Source organism: Diaphorobacter limosus (genome assembly GCF_033100095.1).
In the GTDB taxonomy this organism is placed as follows: Bacteria; Pseudomonadota; Gammaproteobacteria; order Burkholderiales; family Burkholderiaceae_C; genus Alicycliphilus; species Alicycliphilus limosus.
In genome coordinates this window covers 1,022,011-1,047,830 of sequence record NZ_CP136921.1, presented here as the reverse complement: position 1 = coordinate 1,047,830, position 25,820 = coordinate 1,022,011, and the positions used below count along the sequence as shown (strand labels likewise).

26 protein-coding genes and 1 riboswitch are annotated in these 25,820 nt (G+C 66.3%); of the genes, 4 read left to right on the top strand and 22 right to left on the bottom strand.

What is annotated here, in order from left to right:
• Position 1 precedes the first annotated feature (1 nt).
• From P4826_RS05145 to P4826_RS05130, 4 genes are read right to left on the bottom strand one after another with little or no spacing between them, the layout of a single operon-like run.
• The gene (locus P4826_RS05145; protein WP_317702833.1) at positions 2-925 is read right to left on the bottom strand and encodes a thiamine phosphate synthase; all 924 of its coding nucleotides are present in this window, start codon (positions 923-925) and stop codon (positions 2-4) included.
• 2 nt (positions 926-927) lie between these two features.
• Complete coding sequence (locus P4826_RS05140) at positions 928-1,731, bottom strand: thiazole synthase (protein WP_317702832.1); 804 nt, start codon at positions 1,729-1,731, stop codon at positions 928-930.
• Between the two features lie 58 nt (positions 1,732-1,789).
• Positions 1,790-1,987 (bottom strand): sulfur carrier protein ThiS, encoded by a 198-nt coding sequence (gene thiS, locus P4826_RS05135; protein WP_317702831.1) that lies wholly within the window; start codon positions 1,985-1,987, stop codon positions 1,790-1,792.
• Positions 1,984-3,090 carry an NAD(P)/FAD-dependent oxidoreductase gene (locus P4826_RS05130; protein ID WP_317702830.1) on the bottom strand — a complete coding sequence of 369 codons (1,107 nt, stop codon included), beginning with the start codon at positions 3,088-3,090 and terminating at the stop codon, positions 1,984-1,986. Before P4826_RS05130 ends, thiS begins: the two co-directional genes overlap by 4 nt.
• Positions 3,091-3,154: 64 nt before the next feature.
• Positions 3,155-3,258, bottom strand: a riboswitch (TPP riboswitch).
• Between the two features lie 78 nt (positions 3,259-3,336).
• Here P4826_RS05130 and thiD point away from each other — a divergent pair.
• On the top strand, positions 3,337-4,176 hold the full coding sequence (gene thiD / locus P4826_RS05125) for a bifunctional hydroxymethylpyrimidine kinase/phosphomethylpyrimidine kinase (RefSeq protein ID WP_317702829.1): 840 nt from the start codon (positions 3,337-3,339) through the stop codon (positions 4,174-4,176).
• Between the two features lie 106 nt (positions 4,177-4,282).
• Entirely contained in the window at positions 4,283-5,245 is a 963-nt protein-coding gene (locus P4826_RS05120; RefSeq protein WP_317702828.1) for an IS1595 family transposase, read from the top strand.
• A 269-nt stretch (positions 5,246-5,514) separates the two neighbouring features.
• Here P4826_RS05120 and P4826_RS05110 read toward each other — a convergent pair whose 3' ends face one another.
• The 6 genes from P4826_RS05110 to kce all read right to left on the bottom strand — a co-directional run bounded on the left by P4826_RS05110 (position 5,515) and on the right by kce (position 9,973).
• Complete coding sequence (locus tag P4826_RS05110; RefSeq protein WP_317702827.1) at positions 5,515-6,600, bottom strand: Bug family tripartite tricarboxylate transporter substrate binding protein; 1,086 nt, start codon at positions 6,598-6,600, stop codon at positions 5,515-5,517.
• A 34-nt stretch (positions 6,601-6,634) separates the two neighbouring features.
• Positions 6,635-6,823 carry a hypothetical protein gene (locus P4826_RS05105; protein WP_317702826.1) on the bottom strand — a complete coding sequence of 63 codons (189 nt, stop codon included), beginning with the start codon at positions 6,821-6,823 and terminating at the stop codon, positions 6,635-6,637.
• Between the two features lie 115 nt (positions 6,824-6,938).
• Positions 6,939-7,661: a 3-hydroxyacyl-CoA dehydrogenase family protein gene (locus tag P4826_RS05100; protein ID WP_317702825.1), complete on the bottom strand. Its 723-nt coding sequence runs from the start codon at positions 7,659-7,661 to the stop codon at positions 6,939-6,941.
• 38 nt (positions 7,662-7,699) lie between these two features.
• The gene (locus P4826_RS05095; protein ID WP_317701847.1) at positions 7,700-8,785 is read right to left on the bottom strand and encodes an IS630 family transposase; all 1,086 of its coding nucleotides are present in this window, start codon (positions 8,783-8,785) and stop codon (positions 7,700-7,702) included.
• Positions 8,786-8,860: 75 nt separating this feature from the next.
• Positions 8,861-9,019 (bottom strand): 3-hydroxyacyl-CoA dehydrogenase NAD-binding domain-containing protein, encoded by a 159-nt coding sequence (locus tag P4826_RS05090; protein ID WP_317702824.1) that lies wholly within the window; start codon positions 9,017-9,019, stop codon positions 8,861-8,863.
• 12 nt (positions 9,020-9,031) lie between these two features.
• A complete protein-coding gene (gene kce, locus P4826_RS05085; RefSeq protein ID WP_317702823.1) occupies positions 9,032-9,973 on the bottom strand; it encodes a 3,5-dioxohexanoate:acetyl-CoA acetone transferase in 942 nt (313 codons plus the stop codon).
• A gap of 277 nt (positions 9,974-10,250) precedes the next feature.
• Here kce and P4826_RS05080 point away from each other — a divergent pair, with 277 nt between their 5' ends.
• Positions 10,251-11,273 carry an AraC family transcriptional regulator gene (locus P4826_RS05080; protein ID WP_317702822.1) on the top strand — a complete coding sequence of 341 codons (1,023 nt, stop codon included), beginning with the start codon at positions 10,251-10,253 and terminating at the stop codon, positions 11,271-11,273.
• Between the two features lie 137 nt (positions 11,274-11,410).
• Here the strand turns inward: P4826_RS05080 and P4826_RS05075 are convergent, their stop codons facing one another.
• The 8 genes from P4826_RS05075 to pstS form a co-directional block, all read right to left on the bottom strand.
• Positions 11,411-12,706 carry a purine-cytosine permease family protein gene (locus P4826_RS05075; RefSeq protein ID WP_317702821.1) on the bottom strand — a complete coding sequence of 432 codons (1,296 nt, stop codon included), beginning with the start codon at positions 12,704-12,706 and terminating at the stop codon, positions 11,411-11,413.
• Positions 12,670-14,106 (bottom strand): phosphate regulon sensor histidine kinase PhoR, encoded by a 1,437-nt coding sequence (gene phoR / locus P4826_RS05070; protein WP_317702820.1) that lies wholly within the window; start codon positions 14,104-14,106, stop codon positions 12,670-12,672. The genes P4826_RS05075 and phoR overlap by 37 nt, the downstream gene beginning before the upstream one ends.
• A 52-nt stretch (positions 14,107-14,158) precedes the next feature.
• Entirely contained in the window at positions 14,159-14,854 is a 696-nt protein-coding gene (gene phoB / locus P4826_RS05065; protein ID WP_317702819.1) for a phosphate regulon transcriptional regulator PhoB, read from the bottom strand.
• Positions 14,851-15,552, bottom strand: a complete 702-nt coding sequence (gene phoU, locus P4826_RS05060) for a phosphate signaling complex protein PhoU (RefSeq protein ID WP_317702818.1) — start codon at positions 15,550-15,552, stop codon at positions 14,851-14,853. Before phoU ends, phoB begins: the two co-directional genes overlap by 4 nt.
• Positions 15,553-15,777: 225 nt before the next feature.
• Positions 15,778-16,563, bottom strand: coding sequence for a phosphate ABC transporter ATP-binding protein PstB (pstB, locus tag P4826_RS05055; RefSeq protein WP_317702817.1), 786 nt, complete (start codon positions 16,561-16,563; stop codon positions 15,778-15,780).
• Positions 16,564-16,575: 12 nt separating this feature from the next.
• Complete coding sequence (pstA, locus tag P4826_RS05050) at positions 16,576-17,457, bottom strand: phosphate ABC transporter permease PstA (protein WP_317702816.1); 882 nt, start codon at positions 17,455-17,457, stop codon at positions 16,576-16,578.
• On the bottom strand, positions 17,454-18,494 hold the full coding sequence (gene pstC / locus P4826_RS05045) for a phosphate ABC transporter permease subunit PstC (RefSeq protein ID WP_317702815.1): 1,041 nt from the start codon (positions 18,492-18,494) through the stop codon (positions 17,454-17,456). The genes pstA and pstC overlap by 4 nt, the downstream gene beginning before the upstream one ends.
• A gap of 54 nt (positions 18,495-18,548) precedes the next feature.
• Positions 18,549-19,589, bottom strand: coding sequence for a phosphate ABC transporter substrate-binding protein PstS (gene pstS / locus P4826_RS05040; RefSeq protein ID WP_317702814.1), 1,041 nt, complete (start codon positions 19,587-19,589; stop codon positions 18,549-18,551).
• Between the two features lie 207 nt (positions 19,590-19,796).
• On the opposite strand from pstS, the gene ppx reads away from it, so the two are divergent.
• A complete protein-coding gene (ppx, locus tag P4826_RS05035; RefSeq protein ID WP_317702813.1) occupies positions 19,797-21,272 on the top strand; it encodes an exopolyphosphatase in 1,476 nt (491 codons plus the stop codon).
• 241 nt (positions 21,273-21,513) lie between these two features.
• Here ppx and P4826_RS05030 read toward each other — a convergent pair whose 3' ends face one another.
• The 4 genes from P4826_RS05030 to fdxA form a co-directional block, all read right to left on the bottom strand.
• A complete protein-coding gene (locus P4826_RS05030) occupies positions 21,514-21,978 on the bottom strand; it encodes a SixA phosphatase family protein (protein ID WP_317702812.1) in 465 nt (154 codons plus the stop codon).
• A gap of 7 nt (positions 21,979-21,985) precedes the next feature.
• The gene (gene ppk1, locus P4826_RS05025; RefSeq protein ID WP_317702811.1) at positions 21,986-24,157 is read right to left on the bottom strand and encodes a polyphosphate kinase 1; all 2,172 of its coding nucleotides are present in this window, start codon (positions 24,155-24,157) and stop codon (positions 21,986-21,988) included.
• A gap of 176 nt (positions 24,158-24,333) precedes the next feature.
• Positions 24,334-25,398 (bottom strand): NAD(P)/FAD-dependent oxidoreductase, encoded by a 1,065-nt coding sequence (locus P4826_RS05020; RefSeq protein WP_317702810.1) that lies wholly within the window; start codon positions 25,396-25,398, stop codon positions 24,334-24,336.
• A gap of 23 nt (positions 25,399-25,421) precedes the next feature.
• Complete coding sequence (gene fdxA / locus P4826_RS05015) at positions 25,422-25,745, bottom strand: ferredoxin FdxA (protein ID WP_317702809.1); 324 nt, start codon at positions 25,743-25,745, stop codon at positions 25,422-25,424.
• Positions 25,746-25,820 lie beyond the last annotated feature (75 nt).

Here is a 25,820-nt window from a genome sequence, read left to right as displayed (position 1 = left end):
GTTACAACCCGGCCCGCAGAGCGTGCATCAGCCGGCCGGCGGCAGCCTCGGGCTGTTCGGCGTTCACCAGGGCCCGCACCACGGCGATGGAGCCTACGGCCGTGGCCCGCACCTGGCCAAACTGTTCCAGACCGATGCCGCCAATGGCCACCTGCGGATAGCCGCGCATGAGGCGCGCATAGGCCGCCAGGCGTGCCACGCCCTGGGGCACGGTGGCCATTTTCTTCAGCGTGGTCGGGAACACCGCGCCCATGGCGATGTAGCTGGGGCTGGCGGCGTCGGCGCGCAGCATCTCGGCGTAGCCGTGGGTGCTGACGCCCAGGCGCAGGCCGCTGGCGCGCAGCTCATCCAATTCTTCGCGCGTGAGTGCGTCCAGATCCTCCTGGCCCAGGTGCGCGCCATAGGCGCCGGCGGCCATCGCCTCGCGCCAATGGTCGTTGATGAACAGCAGTGCATCGGTGCCCTGCACGGCCTGGACGGCGGCCTGCACCTCGCGGGCGATCGCCGCGCTGTCGTCGCTCTTGTAGCGCAGCTGCACCGTGGGCACGCCGGCGCGCGCCATGCGGCCGACCCAGGCGGCATCGGGCAGCACCGCGTACAGGCCAAGGGCCTGGGGGCAGGGGGCAAAGGGCTGGGCGTGCGGGCGTGGCTGCAGGCCAAAGTCCGCAGGTTCGTCAGGCCAATGTGCGGCATCGAAAAACCCCAGGCGGCGCGTCTGTGCGGCCCAGGCGCGCGCCAGGCAGCTGGCATCCTGGGCGATGAAGCCCAGGGCGCTGCAGGCGGCCAGCGCGGCGCGGTAGACCGGCTCGTCGGACTCGGGTGCGGGCGCGGGTTGTGCGGGAAAGTCGGCGAAGGCCGCGCCGTGGTGCTGCAGGATGGCCTGCTGCATCTCGGTGGCGGGCGGCAGGGGGACGGTGTTGCTCATGTTCAGGCCTGCGCCTTGTCGTGGTGCCAGAACGGCGTGCCCAGCACCGGTGTGCTGGGCTGGGCACTGCTGTGCTGCTCCATGGCACCGGCCAGGCGCGCGGCGCGGCCGGCGGCCACGGCGTCGGCAAAGGCGCCGGCCATGGCCACGGGGTCTTGCGACAGGGCCACGGCCGTGTTCAGCAGCACGCCGTCAAAACCCCATTCCATGACCTGGGCGGCGTGCGAGGGCAGGCCCAGGCCGGCGTCCACCAGCAGCGGCACGTTCAGGCGCTCGCGCAGCAGCTGCAGGGCGTAGGGGTTCATGGGGCCGCGGCCCGTGCCGATCGGGGCGGCCCAGGGCATGACGGCCTGGCAGCCCACGTCGATCAGGCGCTGGCATTGCACCAGATCTTCGGTGCAGTAGGGCAGTACCTGAAAACCGTCCTTGATGAGGATGGCGGCAGCCTCCACGGTTTGCTGGGTGTCGGGCTGCAGGGTGTAGTCGTCGCCGATCACCTCCAGCTTGATCCAGGGCGTGTCGAAGACCTCGCGCGCCATCTGCGCCGTGGTCACGGCCTCCTGCACGCTGTGGCAGCCAGCCGTGTTGGGCAACACCGGCACGGCCAGGCTTTTGAGCAGCTCCCAGAAGCTGTTGCCGGCGTTGGTGGCGTTGATGCCCTGGCGGCGCAGCGATGCCGTGACCATGGCCGGCCGCGCGCGCTGCACGGCCGCTTGCAGCACGGCCGGCGAAGGGTAGCGCGCCGTGCCAAGCAGCAGGCGGCTGGCAAAGCTCTGGCCGTAGAGGACAAGGGGGTCTGTAGTCATGTTTTCAATCCTGTATTGATAGCTGCTGGCGCTTGTTTGATGGGCGTTAGAGGCAGTTTTAACCACCAGTGACGGGAGCAATCACCTCTACCCGGTCACCGTCCTGCAACAGGTGGCTGGGGTATTGCGCCTTGGGCACGAACACCGTGTTCACGGCCACGGCAAAGGGCGGGCGCGGTGCCAGCAGGGCGAGCGCGTCCTGTACGCTGGCCTGCGCCGGCAGATCGGTGGATTGTTGGTTCAGCAAAATCTTCATGTAACAGCGGTCCCCTGCAGGGCCAGGTCGAATTGGGCGGCCAGCGGCGATTGTCCCTGGTTCAGCCATTGCAGCGCCACGTCGTGCAGCGCGGGCGCCTGCATGAAGCCGTGGCGGTACATGCCGTTGATCTGCAGGACGCGCGGCCGCGGCATGCGGATCCCGGGCAGGTTGTCGGGCAGGGTGGGGCGGCACTGCGTGCTCAGCTCCAGGATGCGCGCCTCGGCAAAGCCGCTGTGGATGGTGTAGGCGGCCGAGAGCAGCTCCAGGGCCGAGCGCACGCTCATGCCGGAGCGGTCGTCGGACTCGATCTCGGTGGCGCCGATGACGAACACATGGTTTTCCTTGGGCGCCACATAGATCGAGTAGCGTGGGTGGACCAGGCGCGTGGGCCGCGCCAGCGTCACCTCGGGCGCGTGGATGCGCACCACCTCGCCGCGTACGCCGCGCAGCGCCTGCCATTGCTGGCGTGCGCCCAGGCCACGGCAGTCGATAAGCCAGTCGCTCTGGCCCGCCTCGCCGGGGCGGAAGTCGCCCAGCTCGCGTGGGCTGTCGTAATGCACCGCCACACCCAGCTGCTGCATGTCCTGGGCCAGCGCGGCAAACAGCTGGCGGTTGTCGATCTGCCCCTCGCCCGGCAGCAGCAGGCCCTGGGAAAAGCGGCCGGCCAGGGCCGGGTCGGCGGCGGCAACACCTGCGGCATCAAGGGGCTGCATGGCGGGCAGGCCGGCAACCTCGGCCTGGCGATGCTCGAACAGGCCGCGCAGGCGCGCCGCGTCGCCCGCGTCCTGGCGGTGCCAGACGATGAGCGTGCCGTTTTGCTGCCAGTACACCGGCGCGGGCAGCGGCGCGATCAGTTCCGGCCAGCGCGCGAGTGCATGCTGGCCCATGCGCACGATGCTGGCCTCGGCCACCACCGATTCGGCCAGAGGCGCCACCATGGCCGCGGCCACATAGGCGGCCGATCCCACGCCGTCGGGGCCGCCGGCCTCGAAAACCTGCACGCGGTGGCCCTGGCGCGCCAGGCTGGTGGCCAGCAGGCTGCCCAGCAGGCCCGCGCCCAGGATGGTGACCGACGAAGAGGGAGAAAGCAGTGGCTGCATGGTGTTTTGTCCGCTATCCAATCAAAACCGTGGGGGGACAAAACAGGCGCCAAGGGCGGCGTGGCCCTGGTGGTTGAAAACTCCCCACGCCAGCATGACCTGGATCGGGTGCGGAGGGTGTTTCTCAGTCGCCAGCCTGGTTGGGCCGGGACACCCCTGTTTCGTCCGTGAGCCGGGATTACAGCACAGAAGGCAAGCCCATGGGATTGACCTGGGACAGAGCTTGCATCCGCCATAATTTTTGCCATGAACCACTCCAACACCCCGGCGCCGCGTTATGCGCGCGTGCTGTCCATCGCTGGCTCCGACAGCGGTGGCGGCGCAGGCATTCAGGCCGACCTCAAGACCTTCAGTGCGCTTGGCTGCTATGGCATGACGGCCATCACCGCCATCACGGCGCAGAACACCCAGGGGGTGCGCGCCATCCACGGCGTGCCCCCGGACATCCTGCGTGCGCAGATCGATGCCGTGGTCGAGGACATAGGCGTCGATGCCGTGAAGATCGGCATGCTGCACGCGCCCGAGGTGGTGCAGGTGGTGGCCGATGCCATACGCCGCCACCAGCTGCCCAATGTGGTGCTGGACCCGGTGATGGTGGCCACCAGCGGCGACCGACTGATTGCCGAGGAAACCGTGGGCCAGCTGGTGCGCGAGCTGTTTCCGCTGGCCGCGCTGGTCACACCCAACCTGGACGAGGGCGGCTGGCTGCTGGGGCGCCAGATCACGCGCGAGGACGAGCTGGATGCGGCGGCGGATGAGCTGCTGGCCCTGGGCGCGCGCGCCGTGCTGCTCAAGGGCGGTCACCTGCGGGGCGAGCGCGTGGTGGACCTGCTGGCCCTGCCCGGGGGCGAGCACCATCGCCTGGCTTCGGCGCGCATTGCGACGCATAACGGCCACGGCACGGGCTGCACGCTGTCGTCGGCGATCGCGGCGCAGCTGGCGCTGGGCCTGGATCTGGTGGCCGCCGTGCAGGCGGCGCGCGGCTACATCCTGGGCGCCATCGCCGCAGGCGCCGCGGTGCACACGGGCCGGGGCCATGGGCCGCTGAACCATGGCTATGCGCCGGTGGAGCAGGTCATTTTGTAGGTATTTTTACCTGATTAGGCACATATTTCAGACGAACCACTGCTCGCTCTGGGCATCAAACCAGCAAGAGCGTTTTGCTCGATTGCGAGGCAGCAGGAGGTGTGTGATGTCCCAGAACGTCATCCAATTCCAGCATGGTCTGTCGTGGGCGCAGTTTCATGACTGCTACGGCAGTGAGGCCCAATGCGAAGCTGCTGTGGTGGCAGCACGCTGGCCGCGGGGCTGGCGCTGCGCGCACGGCGGCTGCAAACGGTTTTTCCATACACGCAACGGCCATGGGCGCCTGCTGTGGGAATGCTTTGTCTGCGGCTACCAAAGCTCCAGCATTGCGGGCACCGTCATGGAGCACACCAAAGTGCCACTGACCAAGTGGTTCCAGGCCATGTACCTGCTGACGCAGAACAAAAACACCCTCAGTGCCCTGGCGCTGAGCCGCCAGATCGGCGTGTCCTACCGAACTGCCTGGCTGCTCAAGCACAAGCTGATGCAGACCATGCTGCTGCGCGAAGAATCGCGCCCTTTGCAAGGCCGTGTGGAAATCGACGACGCTTACTTGGGCGGCGAACGCGAGGGGCACATCAACGGCGGGCGCAAGGCGGCCAACAAAACAGCCTTTGTTGCTGCCATACAAACCAGCGATGACGGGCATCCTTTGTGCATGCGCCTGACACCGGTGGTGGATTTCACCAACGCAGACATGGCCCCCTGGGCCCAAGGCCATCTGGCCCCTGTTTGCCATGTGGTCAGCGATGTCACATGGGCCTTTGCACAAGTGGTGCAGGCGGCAGCTACGCATGAACGCCACGTCACCGGCGGGGGCAGACAAGGCGCCAGAACACCGCAGCTGCGCTGGGTCAACACCTTGCTGGGCAATCTCAAGACCAGTCTGACGGGTACGCTGCACTCGTTTGACCATGCCAGGTACGCCGCTCGCTACCTGGCCGAGTTCGCGTACCGCTTCAATCGGCGCTTTGACATGCCCGCCATGATTCCCAGGCTCCTGCGGGCCGTCACGGTTACAAAACCCCAGCCTCTGCGCTCGTTGCGTGTGTGTGGGGTATGTACCTAATCAGGTATTTTTAAGGCTGCAGCGATTGTCTGGCAAGCGCAAGCAGCTATAAAAATAGTGGCTCAAGTAGCGATATCTATTGATTGGCTCCCAATGTCCATAACCCGCAGGGCAGCAGGCTTGGTCACGATGTGGAGAGCACGGTGGATTGTTCTGAACCAGCCCAGGGAGGAATCCAAGTATTTGGCCGCCACCCCTTTGAACGGACGCATCCAGGCCTTCAAGCGGCTGTGGTGGGCTGAAGTTACAGTTCTGGCCGCCTACGCGGCCTACTCCGAACGAATGTTGTTTCGCTTCGCGACTTCTCCCCAAAGCTTGTAGTTCGCTTTGGTGATTGTGTCGAGCCGTTCAGGTGTGCCTCCTCCCACAGAATCCCCGTTTTTGGTGATCGTGTCTCTGATCGCCGGATCGGCCAACGCAAAGTTCATCGCGGTATTGACCTTCTGCACGATGTCAGCGGGAAGGTTCGGTGGGCCCCACAGGCCGATAAAGGCCGTCATGTTGAAATCCTTGATGCCCAATTCGGTCGCCGTCGGCACATCAGGCAGTGCAGGATGGCGTGTGCTGCCTGTCACAAGGATGGGACGCAGCTTCCCTGTTGCAATAAACGGGATCAGGAGCGACGCTGCATCAAGCAAGCATGGCACTTGCCCCCCCACAACGTCTTGAATCGCAGGGGCACTGCCCTTGTACGGCACCGGGCTGAGTTTGGGCAAACCCATCCGCTCTCGGAAGTACTCCATCATCAGATGGGTGTTGCCGCCGGCGCCGGCCGTCGCGTAGCTGAATCCCTTGTTGCTCTCTGCTTTTGCCCAAGCAACGAACTCCGCCAAGTTCTTGGTAGGCGCGGATGGATGGACGCAAAGTATGTACTGCGACTCCAGTATCAGTCCGATCGGTGTGAACGCAGTGGGATCTGGCGACGGGGCAGAAAAGGTGTGGGGATTGATGGTTAGACTTGGATTGGCAACCAACAGCTTGAGCCCACCTGGCGTGCGCAGGACTTCATTGGCAGCCACGTTACCGGATGCTCCGGGCTTGTTGTCAACGATCACCGGCTGTCCCAGCGATTTCGTCATTCCGTTGCTGATGAAGCGCGCGCCGGCATCGGTCAGGCCGCCCGGGGGGTACCCCACGACCAGGTTGACCGCTCGCGTTGGCCAGGCTGAGGCCAGTGCCATGGCGTACGGCGATGCGAGTGTCGACAGGAAAGTGCCTGCCGCAGCAGCTTTCAAGATGTCACGTCGGGTTGCTGAAGTCATTTTGGGATGTCTCTCTAAAGGTGAAAATTGGCAGAGCGGTGGATGCAGGACGACGCTGACCCCGAGGTCAACGCCATTGATTGATTCGGGCATGCATGGGATCGATAGTTGTCTCCTGTTTCGCGCCTCAGGCCGCGCTGTAGAACGTGCCGAACGTTTGCTCGTGGTGTTCCGTCTGATCCACGACGACGCAGTCGACCAGGACGCCGGAGATCTTGACCTTGCGCGGGTTTAGCGCTCCTTGCGTCGCAATGCGCTCTGCTTGCACGATCACGAGATCGCCACTGTTGCGCGCCGCCATGGCCAGCGGGAGCATTTGCAGTGCCGGCGCCGATGGCGCTGGTCGAGCCGGTGACCAGGGTAGATTTACCTTGCAGCATGGGTGTCTCCACGTTTATTCGTTCGTTCTGGCGCAACTAAGCACCGAGAGATCAATCGCGGGTCATGCGGATGAGGTGCGCAGCCAGTCGAGCGTGCACCTCTTGGGCCTGCTCGGGCGTCCAGGCGCGCAGCCCTTGGCCGGCCTTCATGCCGGTGCTTCCTTTCTCGATCAAGCGACCGAGCAATGCCGAGGGGGTTTTGTCGCACTTAAGATCCGGAAACATCACGCGGTGCACATCGCGCGTCAGTTCTAGACCGACCAGGTCGGCGTTTTCCATGGGCCCTAATACCGGCATTCGCATGCCAAAGCTGTTCTTGACCACCAGATCGATGGCCTCGGCATCGCACACGCCGTCTTCGACCAAAGCGATGGCCTCGCGCCACAGTGCGTGCTGCAACCGGTTGCCGATGAAACCCGTCACGTCGTGCTGCACGCGTACCGGGCACTTGCCAGCGGCAGCCAGCCAGGCGAACGTCTGTTCGAACACTTCTTCGCTGGTGTAAGCGGTGCGCACTACTTCAACCAGTGGCACCAAGTGCGGCGGGTTCCACCAGTGCGTACCGACCAGCCGCGCGCGGGCCTGGGGCTCCAGCGCCTCGCCGATGCGCGTGATTGGAATGACCGAGGTGTTGCTGGCCAGCACCGCATGCCTGGGTGCAGCAGCGGCGACGTCTGCGAACAGCTTCTGCTTGAGTTCGAGCTTCTCGGGCGCAGCTTCGATCACCAGGTCGGCCTGAGCGACCGCGCTCTGCAGCGTGCCGTCGACGCGCATGTTGCACAACACGCGATTCACATCGACCCCCTCGGAGACTAGTGTAGTGTTCCATTCTGTTTGGAGCTTAATCGGCTATTGGCCCGAATGACCTTCTGCAGGATGTCGCGGGCGCTCTTGGTCCAGATGAACGGTTTGGGGTTGGTATTGTGATGTGCCACGTATTCATCAATGGCGGCCACCAGCTGCGGCACGCTGGTGAATACGCCGCGGCGCAGCCGTTCTGTGGTCAGGTCACGAAAGAAACGCTCGACCATGTTCAGCCACGACGCCGAGGTCGGCGTGAAGTGCATGTGAAAGCGCGGGTGCTTGGCCAGCCAGTCCTGCACCACCGGGTGCTTGTGCGTGGCGTAGTTGTCGGCGATCAGGTGCAGCGTTTTGTCCTTGGGTGTCTCGCGGTCGATCTGCTTGAGGAACTTCAACCACTGCACATGGGTGTGGCGCTGCTGGCATTGGCTGATGACTTGGCCATCGAGCACGTTGAGCGCCGCAAACAATGTGGTCGTGCCGTGGCGCTTGTAGTCGTGCGTCATCGTCTGCGCACGCCCCTTCTTCAGGGGCAGTCCCGGCTGCGTGCGATCGAGCGCCTGCACCTGGCTCTTCTCGTCGCAGCACAGCACCAGGGCATGCTCAGGCGGGGACATGTACAAGCCCACGATGTCTTCGAGCTTCTGGGCAAACTGGGGGTCACGCGAGACCTTGAAGCTGTGCACCAGATGCGGCTTGAGCCCGTGCGCATGCCAATGGCGCATCACGGTGCTGGCGCTGACGCCCAGCAGCGTGCCCATCTTGCGTGTGCTCCAGTGCGTGATCGCTTCGGGGCTGCTCTGGGTTGTCAACTGCACCAGCTGGGCCACGTCCACCTTTACCGGCGGCGCGCCGCGTGGCAAGTCGCGCTCGATAGCCTTGATGCCGCCTTGCAGGTAGCGCTCGCGCCAGCGCGCCGGCTGCATGCGACCGATGCCCAGTTGCGCGGCAATATCCTTGTTGTTCAGGCCCTGGTCTGCCAGCAAGATGATGCGTGCGCGCTGCGCCAGACGTACGCTCGTCAGGCCCGAGCGCCAAAGCTTCGTCAACGCCGCACGCTCTTCATCCGTCAATTCGATCTTTGGCGCAACTCGCATGGATTGGCTCCCTTTCAAGCTCCAGTTGAGCATGGGATACCAGCCGACTTTTTAAGTTCAATCAAGAATCGAACACTACACTAGGTTGGCTTCCACGCGTTCCAGAGCCATGTTGAGCACCGTTGCGTTGGGATCGGTGATCACGACCTCGTGGCCGGCTCGCGCAAACACCTGGCCGATGCCGTGTCCCATCAGGCCAGCGCCAATCACGGTGACGGAGATTGCTTTGTGCATGTCGGCCCTCGCTCAGAAGCCGACGCTGTCTTTGCCCTTAAGGCCCAGCATCGCGCGGGCTTCGTCAGGCGTGGCGATCTCCAACGACAGCTCTTCGAGAATGCGCCGGATCTTGCGCACCTGATCCGCACATGTGTGCGCCAGTTGGCCTTTGGCGAGGTACAGGCTGTCCTCCAGACCCACGCGCACGTTGCCACCCATGACGGCGCCCATGGTCAGCAGCGACATCTGGTGCCGGCCCGCGCCGAGGACGGAGAAACGGTAGTTCTCGCGGCCGAACAGCCGATCGGCCGTGGTGCGCATCATTACCAGGTTCTCTGGATCGGGGCCGACGCCGCCGAGGATGCCGTAGATCGACTGGATGAACAGTGGGCCTTTGACCAATCCTTCGTCGATGAAGTAAGCTAGGTTGTAGAGGTGGCCGATGTCGTAGCACTCAAACTCGAAGCGCGTGCCGCAGCCATCGCCCAGGGTCTGCAAGATGTGCTTGATGTCCTTGAAAGTGTTGCGAAAGATCAAGTCTTCCATGCCCTCTACATACGGTTTCTCCCAGGGGTGCTTCCAATCCGTGATCTTGTGAGCGGCCTGATGGATGGAGAAATTCATCGAGCCCATGTTCAGCGAGCACATCTCGGGCTTGGCCATTAGCGGGTAGGCCAAGCGTTCCTCCAGCGTCATGCGCGTGCTGCCGCCGCTGGTGATGTTGATGACAGCGTCCGTCGCCGCTTTGATGCGCGGCACGAATTGGTCGAAGATCTTCGGATCCGGCGTGGGGCTGCCGTCCACCGGGTTGCGTGCATGGAGATGCAGGATCGCGGCGCCCGCTTCGGCCGCCTCGATCGACTGCTCAGCGATCTGATCCGGTGTGATGGGCAGGTACGGCGACATGGTCGGCGTGTGCATCGCGCCGGTCACGGCACAACTGATGATGACTTTGTCTTGTGGCTTGGCCATGATGGTCGCGGTCTCCAGAGGTTCGTTTGGCGGTTCCATCTGCCTCGATACATGAGGCCGGACGTCATGCGACGTGGCCGGATCAATCGCTGCAAACTGGCACGAATCGTAGAAGTCGCATCGCTTGTAAAACAGGTCGCTCCCGGTCTATGGCGGGTGCATACCGGACATCTATGGGTCAGTAAAAACCCAGGGGTACGCGCCTGCGAGGACGGTGATACTGCGCACCGGGCGCTTTTGCCCCTGTCCTGGCAACTCCACCGCTGGCTCCTTATCGATGTCTGCAAAACCCTGGATCAACGAGAAAATCTACGCGCCGTACAAGCTCGCAGCGTTGGTCGAGACGCTGACCGAACTTGGCGTACCCTCACAGATGAGCTTGCAGGGGACAGGCTTGGCGCTGTGCGACGTAGAGAACCCGGAAACCAAGACGTCGGTCGGTCAATACTTCACGGCTTGCCGGAACGCCGTGCGCACGTCCAAGACGCCGGCCGCGCCTTTCCTGGTTGGACGGAGAATGCACCTGTCGGCTTATGGCATGTATGGGTACGCGTTGATGTGCAGCTTGACGCTGCGCGACTTTTTCAACGAGGGCGTCAAGTACCACAAGCTTGCGACGCCCACAGTGGTCATCGAATGGCGTGAGCAAGATGGCGCCGCCATCTGGAGCTTCCCACGGTTGGTGGCACCAGAACTCAGCGTCGACTTGTTTCAGTTCCTGATCGAGCAGCAACTGGTGCAACACGCCATCCATTTGAACGACGTGGCAGGCCCGGAATGCCGGCCGCTGCGCGCGCTGCTGTCGTACCCTGCGCCTGCGCACGAGCACCTGTACGCGGAGTACCTTGGTTGCCCGGCGTACTTCGGCAGCGAAACCTGCGAGCTGCATTACGACGCTGCCATCCTTGACCAACCGACTCAGCTGGCACACAAGCTCACTTCGGCCCTCATGCAGGCGACCTGTGAGCGGTTAATCGGCCAGGCCAAGACCACCGTCGGCATCTCGGGTCAGGTCTACCAGATCCTGATGGCGAGTCCAGAGCAACTGCCGCGCATGGAAGATGTGGCGGCCATGGTGCACATGAACGAGCGCACCATGCGCCGCAAGCTCGAATCTGAGGGCACCTCATTTGGTCAGATCATCGACGACGTGCGAGCGTCGTTGGCCGCTGAGTACCTCAAGACCACGAAGATGACGACGGAGGACATCGCTGCACTCGTTGGGTTCAGCGATGCTGCGAACTTCCGCCGAGCCTTCAAGCGCTGGACGGGCAAGACGCCGAGCGAATATCGAACCTGACGACCTTGCCTTCCCAATTCAACGGTTCGATGAGCCGGCGCTCGAATCGACGAGCACCACTATCAACATTGCCTTCTGCGTACCGCGGTTGATCCAGGCATGGTTGGTACCACGGTGCAGGATCGCATCGAAGGGTTTCAATGTGTGCTTCGTCTTGTCGAGCACGCCCCGCGCGGGCGCGTCAGCCAGGCCAGCACCAGGCACAGCGCCAGCGTGGGCAGGGCCGCGCCCAGCCCGGGCAGCACGCGCGGCAGCAGGTGATAGCAGGCAATGCCGCCCAGCCACAGCGCCACGGGCAGGCCGTGCACGGCGCGCGCATCCAGCCGCTGCGGCGCGGCCACGCCGAACGCCAGGCGTCCCAGGATCACGCCGAACAGCGGCACGAACACCGAGCTGAGCAGCAGCAAAAACGGCTCCAGGCTGTGCATGGGCAGCACCAGGGCCAGGCCCGTGCACAGCGCGGCCAGCACCAGGCCCCAGCGGCGCACGCTCCAGCCCGGCCGCAGGCTGTGCGCCGAGACGGCGCCCGAATACGCGTCGCCATAGGCGTTGTCCACCTCGTCGATGAGGATCAGCGACAGCGCCAGCAGCCCGCCCTGGGCCAGCAGCAGGCCTGTCACCAGATCCTGGCTGGGCAGGGTCAGCGCCACCAGCACGCCCAGGCAATAGCACCAGATGTTGGCCAGCGCATAGCCCAGCCAGCTGCCGCGCAGGGCGCCGGCGCCGCTGACGCCATGGCGCGCGTAGTCGGCCACCAGCGGCAGCCAGGAGACGGGCATGGCGATCACCAGATCCAGCGCCGGCATCACCCCCATGCCGCCCGCGCCGCGGCGCTGCCAGATGTCTTCCAGCCCCTGGGCCCGGGCCATGGACAGGAACTGCCAGGACAGCCACAGCAGCGACAGCACCACCAGCGGCAGCGCCACGCGCGCAATCACGCGGCGCACCAGCCGCACCATGGAGCCGCTGATCAAGAGCGCCACCACGCCGCCCCACAGCAGCGTGGCCGCCACGGGCCACCAGGCGGCGGCAAACAGGCCCGACTGCCGGCCTATGGCCACGGTGGCGTCGCGCATCACCACCAGCTCGAACGTGCCCCAGCCCACCAGCTGCACGATGTTCAGCAGGATGGGCAGGCTGGCAAACCGGCGGCCATAGACGGCATGCATCAGCCCCGCGCTGGCCAGGCCGCTGTCGCAGCCGATTTTTGCCACCCAGCCCAGCAGCCCCGCGCCGATGACGGAGCCGGCGACGATGGCCAGCAGCGCCTGCTGCGTGCCCAAGGCTGGCACCAGGTAGGCGCCCACCTGCATCACCAGCAGGCCCACGCCCAGACTGAACCAGAGCGAGGCGTGGTCGTGCCAGTGAAACACGCGCGCCTGGCTGGCGACCGGGGTCAGGGCTTCGTTAGCGGCTGGGGTGAGGCTGGGCATCGGTGGTTCTCCTGGCCCTGCACTGTAGTGGGATGCGGCTGGGGCTGGGCGCTCACCCCGGCCGCGCGCACCCGCTGGGCCGGGAAATGGGCACTGAACGCCGAGCCCTGGCCCAGCACGCTGGCGATGTGCAGCTGCGCCCCATGGCGCTGCAGGCTGTGCTTGGCAATCGCCAGGCCCAGGCCGGTGCCGCCCGAGTCGCGCGAGCGGCTGCGGTCTATGCGGTAGAAGCGCTCGGCAAGGCGCGGCAGATGCTCTGGCGCGATGCCGGGGCCGCTGTCGCGCACGCAAAAGCGCGCACCACCGTCGTCCTGGCATTGCCAGTCCACGGTGATCAGGCCGCCGGCGGGCGTGTAGCGCACGGCGTTGGCGATGAGGTTGGACAGGGCGCTGTGCAGCTCCTCGGGGTTGCCGGCGATCTCGCCGCAGGCCTGCAGCTGCGCTGGCGGCGGAAACACCAGGCGCTGGGGCGCCGCGGCCGGGGGCGTGATTTGCGCGGACAGCGCGCGCGCCTCCTGCTCGCAGCGCTGCAGCAGCGCGCCCACGCTGGTCCATTGGCCCGTGCCGGGCGGGGCGCTGCCCTCCAGGCGCGAGAGCGTCAGCAGGTCTTGTACCAGCAGTTGCATGCGGCGGGCCTGCTGCGCCATCAGGCCCAGGTAGCGGCTGCGCTCGTCGTCGGCGAGCGGCAGGGTCTGCAGGGTTTCGACAAAGCCCGCCAGCACGGTGAGCGGCGTGCGGATCTCGTGCGAGACGTTGGCGACAAAGTCGCGCCGCATGGCCTCGGCCTGCTCCAGCTGCGTCACGTCGCGCGAGAGCATCAGCCGCCGCCCCTCGCCATAGGGGTGCAGGCGCACCGACAGCTGCACCAGCTGCAGGGGGCTGCGCTCGCGCCCGGGCAGCAGCAGGTCCTGGGCATAGTCGCCCGCCGCCAGGTAGGCGCTGAAATCGGGCTCGCGCAGCAGGTTGCCGATGGACTGCATCAGGTCGCGCGGCAGCTCCAGGCCGAAATGCCCGGCCGCGGTCTGGTTGCACCATTCGATATGGCCCTCGGCGTCCAGCAGGATGACGCCGTTGGGCGAGGCCTGCAGCGCCGCCAGAAAGGCCTGCAGGCGCGCCTCGCTGGCGGCTGCCTGCTGCTCACGCTGGCGCAGCTGGCGGCGCATGCGATCCACCGCCTCGCCCCACAGGCCCTGCGGGCCGCGCAAGGCCGGGGCCTGGCCCGCCGCTGCGTCCTGGCGCAGCCAGGCCAGCACCCGCAGGCCGCGCCAGGCCACCCAGCCCCAGCACAGCCAGGAGGCCAGCGCCACGCCCGCCGCCAGCCCCCAGGCGCCGGCCAGCCACAGCCCCAGGGCCGCGCCCAGCAGCTGGGCGATGAGCAGCATCGCTATGCGCCAGAACATGATCAAAAAATGCCTCTATGGCAATAGGGTAGTGCGCAGGCAGCTATCATTTTTAAGCCTGTCCCTGGGCCGTGACGCGGTAGCCCGCGCCGCGCACCGTCTCCACCATCACCGCGGCCTCGCCCAGCGCCTCGCGCAGGCGCTTGACATGCACGTCCACGGTGCGCTCCTCGATGTAGACATGGTCGCCCCAGACCTTGTCCAGCAGCTGCGCGCGGCTGTGTACACGCTCGGCGTGGCGCATCAGGTGGTGCAGCAGCTTGAACTCGGTGGGGCCGAGCTTGAGCGGCTGGCCGGCGTAGCTGACGCGGTGCGTGGCCGGGTCGAGATGCAGGCTGCCGACGCTGACACTTTCGCCGCCATGCTCGGGCGAGCGCCGGCGCAGCACGGCGCGGATGCGCGCCAGCAGCTCCTGGGTGGAAAAGGGCTTGGTGATGTAGTCATCGGCGCCGGCGTCCAGGCCCGCGACCTTGTCGGGCTCGTCGCCGCGCGCGGTCAGCATCAGGATGGGGATGGCCTTGCTGCGCGCATCCAGGCGCCACTTGCGCGCCAGCTGCAGGCCGCTCTGGCCCGGCAGCATCCAGTCGAGCAGGATCAGGTCGGGCAGCTGCGCTTCGATTTCGCGCTGCGCGGCCGCGCCGTCCTCGGCCCAGATGGGCGTAAAGCCGTTGTGGCGCAGGTTCACGGACAGCAGTTCGGCGATCGCCGGTTCGTCTTCGACGATCAGAACACGGGGGGAGGTTTTCATTGAAGTGCCGACTCGATGTGTTCCAACGCCTGGTGGCGCACGTCCTTGCCTTCGACCAGGTAGATGATGAGTTCGGCAATGTTCTTGGAATGGTCGCCGATGCGCTCGATGGCCTTGGCCAGGAACAGCAGGTCCAGGCTGGCCGAGATGGTGCGCGCATCTTCCATCATGTAGGTGATGAGCTTGCGCACGAAGCCGTCGAACTCGCGGTCGATCAGGTCGTCTTCCTTGAGGATGGCCAGCGCCGCGCGGGTGTCCAGGCGCGCAAACGCGTCCAGCGCCTTGCGCAGCAGGCCCGAGGCCAGGTCGGCGGCCATGCGCAGGTCGCTGCTGGGCAGCGAGCGCGCCGCGCCGTGCTCGATGATGGAGCGCACCATGCGCGCCATGCGCGTGGCCTCGTCGCCCATGCGCTCCAGATTCGCCGTCGCCTTGGAGAAGGCCATCAACAGGCGCAGGTCGCGGGCGGTGGGCTGGCGCCGGGCGATGATGGTGATGAGCTCGTGGTCGATCTCGACCTCCATCTGGTTCACGCGGTTCTCGATGAACTCGACGCGCTCGGCCGCCTCCAGGCTGAACTGCGACAGGGCGGCGATGGCCTGGCGAATCTGCGACTCGACCAGGCCGCCGAGCTCCATCACGCGGGCGGAGACCTGGTTGAGTTCGCTGTCGAATTGGGTGGAGAGGTGTTTGTCTGTCATGGTGTCTCTAGTTTTTCTCCCTCTCCCGCTGGCGGGAGAGGGTGGGGGTGAGGGCGATTCGGTGGCAGGCGCCGTGCCTGCTCTACCCCCTCACCCCTGCCCTCTCCCCCAAGGGGGCGAGGGAAAGAAAAAATCAGCCGAAGCGGCCGGTGATGTAATGGTTACGGCCGCTGCGCTTAACTTCGCTGCGCGAAGTGAGCCTCCGCCGTTGCATCACTGCTCGGTTCATCCGAACCTCCCAGTGATGTAATCCTCGGTCTCCTTGCGCTGGGGTTTGAAGAACATCTGCTCGGTGGCGCCGAACTCCATCAGGTCGCCCAGGTACATATAGGCCGTGTAGTCGCTGCAGCGCGCCGCCTGCTGCATGTTGTGCGTGACGATGACGACGGTGTAGTCGTTCTTCAGCTCGGCAATCAGTTCCTCGATTTTTGCGGTGGAGATGGGGTCCAGCGCCGAGCAGGGTTCATCCAAGAGCAGCACCTCGGGCAGCACCGCGATGCCGCGCGCAATGCACAGGCGCTGCTGCTGACCGCCCGAGAGGCCCGCGCCGCTCTGGTGCAGCTTGTCCTTGACCTCGGTCCACAGCGCGGCCTTGCGCAGCGCCCATTCCACGCGCTCGTCCATGTCGGTGGCGTTCAGGCTCTCGAACAGCTTCACGCCAAAGGCGATGTTGTCGTAGATCGACATCGGAAACGGCGTGGGCTTCTGGAACACCATGCCGACCTTGGCACGGATCAGCGCCACGTCCTGGCGACTGGTCAGCAGGTCTTCGCCGTCCAGCAGGATCTGCCCCTGGGCGCGCTGCTCGGGGTAGAGCTCGAACATGCGGTTGAAGGTGCGCAAGAGCGTCGATTTGCCGCAGCCCGAGGGGCCGATGAAGGCCGTGACCTTGTTCTCGGGAATGTCGAGGTTGATGCCCTTGAGCGCGTGGAACTTGCCGTAGTAGAAGTTCAGGTCGCGCACGGCGAGCTTGGCACGCGGCGGCTGGGAGGGGCGGGGAGCGGTGGACATGTTGGTTGTTCCTTATTTTTGGCGCGTCAGCACGCGCGCCAGGATGTTCAGGCCCAGCACCGCCACGGTGATGAGGAAGACGGCCGCCCAGGCGAGCTGCTGCCAGTTCTCGTACGGGCTCATGGCAAATTTGAAAATGGTGACCGGCAGGCTGGCCATGGGCTTACTCAGGTCAGCGTTCCAGAACTGGTTGTTGAGCGCCGTGAACAAAAGCGGCGCCGTCTCGCCCGCAATGCGCGCCACGGCCAGCAGCACGCCGGTAATCACACCCGCGCGCGCGGCGCGCAGCGTGACCAGCGTAATCACCTTCCACTTCGGCGTGCCCAGGGCGTAGGCCGCTTCGCGCAGGCTGGCAGGCACCAGCAGCAGCATGTTCTCGGTCGTGCGGATGACCACGGGGATGACGATCAGCGCCAGCGCCAGCATCCCGGCCCAGCCCGAAAAGCTCTTGAAACGCGCCACCACCACGGTGTAGACGAACAGGCCGATGACGATGGAGGGCGCCGACAGCAGGATGTCGTTGACGAAACGGGTGCAGCCCGCAAGCGCACCCTGGCGCCCGTATTCGGCCAGGTAGACCCCCGCCAGAATGCCTATGGGCGTGCCGACAAAGGTGGCCAGCAGCACCATCACGCCCGAGCCGAACAGCGCGTTGGCCAGGCCGCCGGCTTCGTTGGGCGGCGGCGTCATCTCGGTGAAGAGCGAGAGCGACAGGCCCGACAGGCCCAGGCGCAGCGTCTCCCACAAAATCCACACCAGCCAGAACACGCCAAAGGCCATGGCGGCGAGCGAGAGCGCCAGTGCCACCTGGTTCAGGCGCTTGCGTGCGGCAAAGCGGGCCTGGCGGGTCTGCGCCAGGGTGGCGGCAGAAAGGAGCTTTTGTGACGTGCTCATGCGCGTGCCCCTTCGCCTTTTTGCAGGCGCGATAGCAGCAGTTTGGACAGCGATAGCACCACAAAGGTGATGAAGAACAGCACCAGCCCCAGGTAGATGAGCGACGCCTGGTGCAGGCCCTCGCCGGCCTCGGCGAATTCGTTGGCCAGGGCCGAGGTGATGCTGTTGGCGGCCTCGAACACCGAGAGGGAGTTGAGCTGGTTCATGTTGCCGATGACAAAGGTCACCGCCATGGTTTCGCCTAAAGCGCGGCCCAGGCCCAGCATCACGCCGCCGAGCACGCCGGACTTGGTGTAGGGCAGAACCACCTTCCACATCACCTCCCAGGTGGTGGCGCCCAGGCCGTAGGCCGACTCCTTGAGCAGTGGCGGAGTCACTTCAAACACATCGCGCATCACCGAGGCGATGAAGGGAATGATCATGATGGCCAGGATGATGCCGGCCGCCAGAATGCCAATGCCCACCGGCGGGCCAGCCACCAGCGCGCCCAGCACCGGCACGCCCTTGAAGAGAGCCTGCAGCGGCTGCTGCACCCAGGTGGCGAGGATGGGGCCGAACACCATCAGCCCCCACATGCCGTAGACGATGGAGGGCACGGCGGCCAGTAGCTCGATGGCCGTGCCCAGCGGGCGCTTGAGCCAGGTGGGCGAGAGTTCGGTGAGGAACAGCGCAATGCCAAAGCTCACCGGCACCGCGATGAGCAGGGCGATGAGCGAGGTGGCCAGCGTGCCGTAGACCATGACCAGGCCGCCGTACTCGTTCTGTACCGGGTCCCAGGCCGTGCTGGTCAGGAAACCCAGGCCGTACTGCGCGATGGCGGGCCAGGCACCAATGACCAGCGACACCAGCACGCCCAGCAGCAGCGCCAGGGTCAGAAGGGCGGCGCCGCGCGCGAGCGCGGCGAACAGCCGGTCGGCCCAACTGGCGGAAAACCAGGGGCGGCGCGCCGGCGGGCGCGACTGGCCGCTGCCCGGCTGCGCCAGCGGCGCGGCGGGAGAAGTCAAGGAGGTGGACACGGGGTGGCCTTTGTGTTGCATGGTGCGGCGTTTTTTCTCCCACCCCCAGAGGGGGAAGGAGTGAAAAGCCGCAGATTATTTCAGTGCCACCGCCTTGCCCGCGCCGTCCACGATCTGGCCCCAGGATTTGGCGATCTGGCCTTTGACGGCCTCGGGCATGGGCACGTAGTCCAGTTCGCCGGCCTGCTTGTCGCCGCTCTTGTAGGCCCATTCAAAGAACTTGAGTGTGGCTGCGGCCTGCTGCGGCTTGTCCTGCGCCTTGTGCATCAGGATGAAGGTGGCGCCGGTCAGCGGCCAGGCGGCCTTGCCGGGTTGGTTGGTCAGGATCTGGTAGAAGCTCTTGCTCCAGTCGGCACCGGCGGCCGCGGCCTTGAAGCTGTCGTCGTCAGGCGTCACAAAGGCGCCATCGGCGTTTTGCAGCTGCACGTAGTTCATTTTGTTTTGCTTCACATAGGCGTACTCCACGTAGCCGATGGAGTTGGGCAGGCGGCCGACGAAGGCGGCCACGCCCTCGTTGCCCTTGCCGCCGGCGCCGATGGGCCAGTTCACCGCCGTGCCTTCGCCCACCTTGGCCTTCCACTCGGCGTTCACCTTGGAGAGGTAGTTGGTGAAGATGAAGCTGGTGCCCGAGCCGTCGGCGCGGCGCACCGGGGCGATGGCTGCATCCGGCAGCGCCACGCCGGGGTTCAGCGCGGCGATGGCGGCGTCGTTCCACTGGGTGACCTTGCCCAGGTAGATGTCGCCCAGCACGGCGCCGCTCAATTTCAGCTGGCCCGGGGCAATGCCCTTGATGTTGACCACCGGCACCACGCCACCGATCACGGTGGGGAACTGCACCAGGCCCTTTTTGGCCAGGTCTTCGTCCTTGAGCGGCGCGTCCGAGGCGCCAAAGTCCACCGTCTTGGCCTCGATCTGGCGCAGGCCCGCGCCCGAGCCGACGGACTGGTAGTTGATCTTCACGCCCGTGGCCTTGTGGTAGTCGGCGGCCCATTTGGCGTACAGCGGCGCCGGAAAGCTCGCGCCCGCGCCGGTGGCCTCGCTCTGGGCCAGGGCTTGGGGCAGGGCGGCGGCAGACACCAGGCCCGCCACCAGAACACGTAACACACACAGCTTCATGAAAAACCTTTGAAGGTTGTTGAAAGGGATGCAGCGCAATGTAGGCATGCTTTGTGACAGCGCTGTGACATATGGGCGGCCCGGAAGCTGGTGGCAAGCCGCCGACTGCGCGCTGTCACGGCACTGTCATGCAGGCTTCGTAGGCTGCGCGGTTGACCATTGACCCCGGTGCTATGCTGCGCCGCTTTGTTTGCCTCCCCCCCTCGTATGCAAGACGGAACATTGCTCGCCGCCGTGGACCTGGGGTCCAACAGCTTTCGCCTGGAAATTGGCCGCTACGAGCATGGCCATATCCAGCGCGTCGAATACCTCAAGGAAACCGTGCGCCAGGGCGGCGGCCTGGACGAGGAACGCAATCTGAGCCAGGCCGCCATGCAGCGCGGCTGGGACTGCCTGGCACGCTTTGCCGAGCGCCTGGCCGACTTTGCCCCCCGGCAGGTGCGCGCCGTGGCCACGCAAACCCTGCGCGAGGCGAAGAACCGGGACGTTTTTTTGGAGCGCGGCAACGCCATCCTGGGCCATGCCATCGAGGTCGTCTCGGGCCCCGAAGAGGCGCGCCTGATCTACCAGGGTGTGTCGCACCTGCTGCCCCAGTCCGACGAGCGCCGCCTGGTGGTGGACATTGGCGGGCGCTCCACCGAGCTCATCCTGGGCCGGCAGTACCAGGCGCACGAGGTGGCCTCGTTTCGCGTCGGCAGCGTGTCCTGGTCCAAACAGTTCTTTGCCGATGGCCAGCTGACGGCCGCTGCCTTCCGCCAGGCGGAGACCGCCGCCCAGGCCATGCTCGACGAGGCCCTGGCCGTGTACCGGCCCGAGCGCTGGGAGCGGGCCTACGGATCGTCGGGCACGGTGGGCGCGGTGGCCGAGATCCTGGCCGCCTGCGGGCATGAGAGCGGCGTGATCTACCGCCAGGGCCTGGACTGGCTGCTGCAGCAGCTGCTGCGCGCGGGCCACACCAGCCGCGTGGAGCTGTCCGGCCTCAAGGACGACCGCCGCCCCGTCATCGGCGGCGGCCTGAGCGTGTTGCGCGCGCTGTTCGACCTGCTGCAGATCGACCGCCTGCATGTCGCCCAGGGGGCCCTGCGCCAGGGTGCGCTGTACGACCTGATCGACAGATCTTCACCCGGCACTGATAAGCGCAGCGCCACCGTGGCCGGCCTGGCACAGCGCTTTGCTGTCGATGGCGCCCAGGCCGAGCGCGTGGCGCGGGCGGCCGGCACCCTGTTTGCCCAGGCCACGCCCCAGGCCGGCGACGACGCCGCGCGCGAGCTGGGCTGGGCCGCGCAGCTGCATGAGATCGGCCAGCGCATCGCCCACAGCGGCTACCACCGCCACGGCGCCTACATCCTGGAGCACACCGACGCCGCCGGCTTTGCCCAGCCCGAGCTGCAGCGCCTGGGCCAGCTGCTGCGCGCCCACCGGGGCAAGCTGCGCAAGCTCGACCTCGACTGGGATCGCCCCGGGCTGGCGCTGCAACTGGCCTGCCTGCGCCTGGCCGTGGCCCTGTGCCACGCGCGGCGCGACCCCGACCTGCAGGGCCTGCGCCTGCAGCAGCAGGGCCAGCGCCTGAGCCTGTGGCTGCCCGCCGGCTGGGCCGAGCGTTACCCGCAGTCGGCCCACCTGCTGCGCGAGGAAGGCCTGGACTGGCAGCGCACGCCCTGGGTGCTGGAAATTTTTGAGTGATTTTGGCCTGATTAGGCATATACCTCAGACTGTGCCGCGAGCCCTCACCCCAACCCTCTCCCAGAGGGAGAGGGAGTAAAGCCGGCGCAACCGGTCGCCCTCGCCCCTTTGGGGAGAGGGAGGGGTGAGGGGCCTCTGCGATATGTGCATAGTCAGGGGTTTTGGCCGTTATCGCTTGTATATAAAACGCCCGCAGCTACAAATTCAATAGTGAATGGCCCTGCGGCTGGCCCGCCCGCTGTTACAAAAGATCGGGCGACATGGCCGCCAGCAACACGGTCTGGCTTTCGCCCTGGCGCTGGCGCTGGCGTAGCCACCACACCGCTCCCTTGCGTATCGCGCAATCCGCGCCCGGCATGTCCAGCAGCTGGGCCGCCGTTTGCCCCAGCACGGGCTGGTGGCCCACCATCAGTACGGCGCCGCGCCCCTGGGGCCAGCGGGCGAGCTCCAGCAGATCCGCGGGCGTGGCCTGGGGCAGCAGTTCGGCGCGCAGCTTGAATTTGCGCCCCAGCGCCTGGGCGGTCTGCTCGGCGCGCCGCGCCGGGCTGGCGAGCACGCGCAGGCCCTCGGGCAGGTTGCGGTCGAGCCAGACGGCCATGCGCGCGGCCTGCTTCTCGCCGCGCGGCGTCAGGCGGCGCAGCAGGTCGTCTTCGCCCTCCTGGCCCTCATGGGCCTCGGCGTGGCGCCACAGAATCAGGTCCATCATCCTGGAATCACTTGCGTTTCTTGCGTTTGGCCAACGCGCCGCCGCCGTAGCGGCTCATGAGGGCGGTTTGCGCGCCGTTGCCGACACTGGGGCGCGGTGGCGGGGCGTAGCTGCCGTCGCTCCGCTGGGTCCAGGCGTTGCGCTCGTCGTGCAGGTAGGCCACCAGGCATTCGTCGATGATGCGCTGGCGCAGCGCCCTGTCGTGCACCGGCCAGGCCAGCTCCACGCGGCGCAGCATGTTGCGGTTCATCCAGTCGGCGCTGGAGAGGTAGAGGTTCTCCTGCTCGCCCGCGGCGAAGTAGAAGACCCGCGTGTGCTCGAGAAAGCGCCCGATGATGGAGCGCACGCGGATGTTGTCGGTCAGCCCCGGCAGCTGCGCCGGCAGCATGCAGGCGCCGCGCACGATGAGGTCGATCTGCGCCCCCTGCTGGCCGGCGCGTATCAGGGCGTGTATCAGCGCCTCATCGGTGAGCGCATTCATCTTGACGACGATGCGCGCGTACTGCCCGGCCTGCGCCGCCTCGCCCACCTGCGCAATCTTCTCCAGCATGCGCTGCTGCAGGTAGAAGGGCGCGAGCATGAGCTGGCGCAGTTTGGGCGGGCGGTTCTGGCTCGCCAGGTGGCTGAAGACGCCGTCCATGTCGGCGGTGATGTCCTCGTTGCTGGTGAGCAGGCCCAGGTCGGTGTACAGGCGTGCCGTGCGCGGGTTGTAGTTGCCGGTCGACAGGTGCCCGTAGCGGCGCAGGCCCTTGCCCTCGCGGCGCGTCACCAGCAGCATCTTGGCGTGGGTCTTGAGGCCCACCACGCCGTAGACCACCTGCGCGCCCAGGGCCTCCAGTGCCTCGGCCCAGTTGATGTTGGCCTCCTCGTCAAAGCGCGCCTTCAGCTCCACCACGGCCATCACTTCCTTGCCGCGGCGCACGGCCTCGCGCAGCAGTTCCATCAGTTCGGAGTCGGCCCCGGTGCGGTAGATGGTCTGCTTGATGACCAGCACATCGGGGTCGTGCACGGCCTCGCGCAGGAAGGCGAGCACGGTATCAAAGCTCTCGAACGGGTGGTGCATCAGCACATCATTGCTGCGCAATTGCGCCAGGATGGAATGGCCCTGCACCAGCCCTTGCGGCCAGGCGGCGCGCCAGGCGGGAAACAGCAGCGACGGGCGTTCGGCCAGATCGACGAGCTGGCCCAGGCGCACCAGGTTCACCGGCCCATGCACGCGAAACACCGCCTGCGCCGGCAGGCTGAACTGGGCCTGCAGAAAGTCGGACAGAAAGCGTGTGCAGCTCGCCGACACCTCCAGGCGCACGGACTGGCCGTAGTTGCGCTGTGTCAGGCCCTGGCGCAGGGCGGTGCGCAGGTTGCTCACGTCTTCCTCGTCCACCGCCAGCTCGGAATGGCGCGTGACGCGAAACTGCGAGAACTCGCCCAGCTCGCGCCCGGGAAACAGATCGGCCAGGTGCGCGCGGATGACGCTGGAGAGCAGTACGAAGATCGATTCCTTGCCGGCGGCGCGCGCCGGAATGCGGATCACGCGCGGCAGGGCGCGCGGCACGCGCACGATGGCAATCTCGTTGCTGCGGCCAAAGGCGTCCGAGCCCTTCAGGCGCACGATGAAGTTGAGCGACTTGTTGGCCACCATGGGGAAGGGGTGGGCCGGGTCCAGTCCCACGGGCACCAGCAGCGGGCGCACCTCACGCAGGAAGTACTCCTGCACCCAGCGCCGCTGCTCCGCCGTGCGCTGGCCGTGCGAGACGATGCGCAGTCCCTCGGCCGCCAGGGCCGGGGCCAGGGCCTCGTTGTAGAGCTGGTACTGGCGCGCCACCAGGCCCTGGGCCGAGGCCATCAGGGCCTCGAAGCTGGCCTGGGTATAGGCGCCCTTGGTGTCGCCGTCGGTGACTGCCGTGATATGCGCGGCCGCGCGCACCTCGAAGAACTCGTCCAGGTTGGACGAGACGATGCACAGGTAGCGCAGGCGCTCCAGCAGGGGGACATCGGGGCGCCGGGCCCAGTCGAACACGCGTTCGTTGAAGGCCAGGATGCTGTGGTCGCGGTCCAGCAGCGGCGCCGCCGGGGGCGTTGGCGCCAATGCCGCGGGGGCGGCTTCGGGCGGGATGGGGCCGAGTTCGCTCAGGCTCGCCTCAAGGGCGGGCTCCGTCTTGGTGGGGGAGAGGGGCAACATGGATACGGCGACAGTGAGCGACCCGCGCAGTATCAGAAGGCTTTGTGACAGAGTGATGACGCATCTGTGACGCGGCGGCGGCGGTGGCGGGTGCCTGCCCGTGGCATGCGGGGCATGCCCGCCAATGCGGCCTTTTTCTCCATGCCGCAGGGCGTGCCCGAGCACGCCCCAGGCTTTCAGCCGCGCCTGCCCAGAAGGGTTTGCAGCCGTTCGCTGCTGGTGGTGTATTCCAGTGGCAGCCTGGTGCCCGCCAGCCACTCGGCGGCGCCAAAGGCGGCCAGGGTGGCTTCGTGAAAGCCGCTCACGATGAGTTTGCGTTTGCCGGGGTAGGTGATGGCATCGCCCACGGCGTAGATGCCGGGGGTGCTGGTGGCAAAGGTGGCGCCGTCCACCACCAGCTGCTTGCGTTCGAGCTGCAGGCCCCAGTCGGCAATCGGCCCCAGGCGTGGCACCAGGCCCAGGCGCACGAGCAGCATGTCCAGCGGCAACTCCACGGCCTGGCCCTCGGGGTTGGTGAGCTCCAGGGCCGTCAGGCGTCCCTGCTGCTGCACGACGCGGCCGGGCATGCCGATGGCCACCTGGATGCGGCCGGCGGCGCGCAGCGCCTGCAGCTCGTCAAGCTGCTTTGGCGCCGCGTCGAAGACATCGCGGCGGTGCAGCAGCGTGATGCGCGCGGCGCGGATGGCCTCGGGGGCCAGGGCGCAGGCAATGGCCTGCCGCACCGCGCTCTCGCCGCCGCCGTAGATGACGATATGCCGGCCGGCCAGGCTGGTGTTGTCGTCCAGGTGATAGTGCAGCTGGCGGCCTTCAAAGGCCTCCAGCCCGGGTAGCTTGAGCTGGCGCGGCATGAAGGCGCCGACGCCGCTGGCGATGAAGACGCAACGCGCATGCAGCCGCGTGCCACGCGCCGTGACCACGAGAAAACCGCCCTGGTCCAGGGCGGCCACGGTATCGACCTGCTGGCCCAGATGCCAGGCGGGGGCAAAGGGCGCGATCTGCGCGCACAGGCGCTCTGTCAGGTCGTGCCCGGTGCAGGCGGCGATGGCCGGGATGTCGTAGATGGGTTTGTCGCCATACAGCTCGGCGCATTGACCGCCGGGCTGGGGCAGGGCGTCGATGACATGGGCCGAGAGACCCTGCAGGCCCAGCTGAAAGACCTGGAACAGTCCCACCGGACCGGCGCCGATCACCACGGCATCGGTCTGCGCCGGCAATGCGCTGGCGGTGGCGGGCGCTGTCATCAACGGCCCGGGCGGGTGGGCGCTCAGCGCTCCAGATCCTTGAGCTTGTCCGGCTGGCCGTTCCATTCGTCGGCGTCGGGCAGGGCGGCCTTGCGTTTGGTGATGCTCTTGAACTTGGGCGTCAGCTCGGCATTGAGCTTGATGAAGGCCAACTGGTCGCTGGGCAGATCTTCCTCGGCAAAGATCGCGTTGGCCGGGCATTCGGGCACGCAGACGGCGCAGTCAATGCACTCGTCGGGGTCGATCACGAGCATGTTCGGGCCTTCGCGGAAGCAGTCCACGGGGCATACATCCACGCAATCGGTGTATTTACACTTGATGCAGTTCTCGACAACGACGTGGGTCATGGGGGTTTAGTTGCTCTAGCTATTGGGTATAACCCGCGATTTTAGGCCCATGGTCAGCCGCCGGGGCAGCCGACC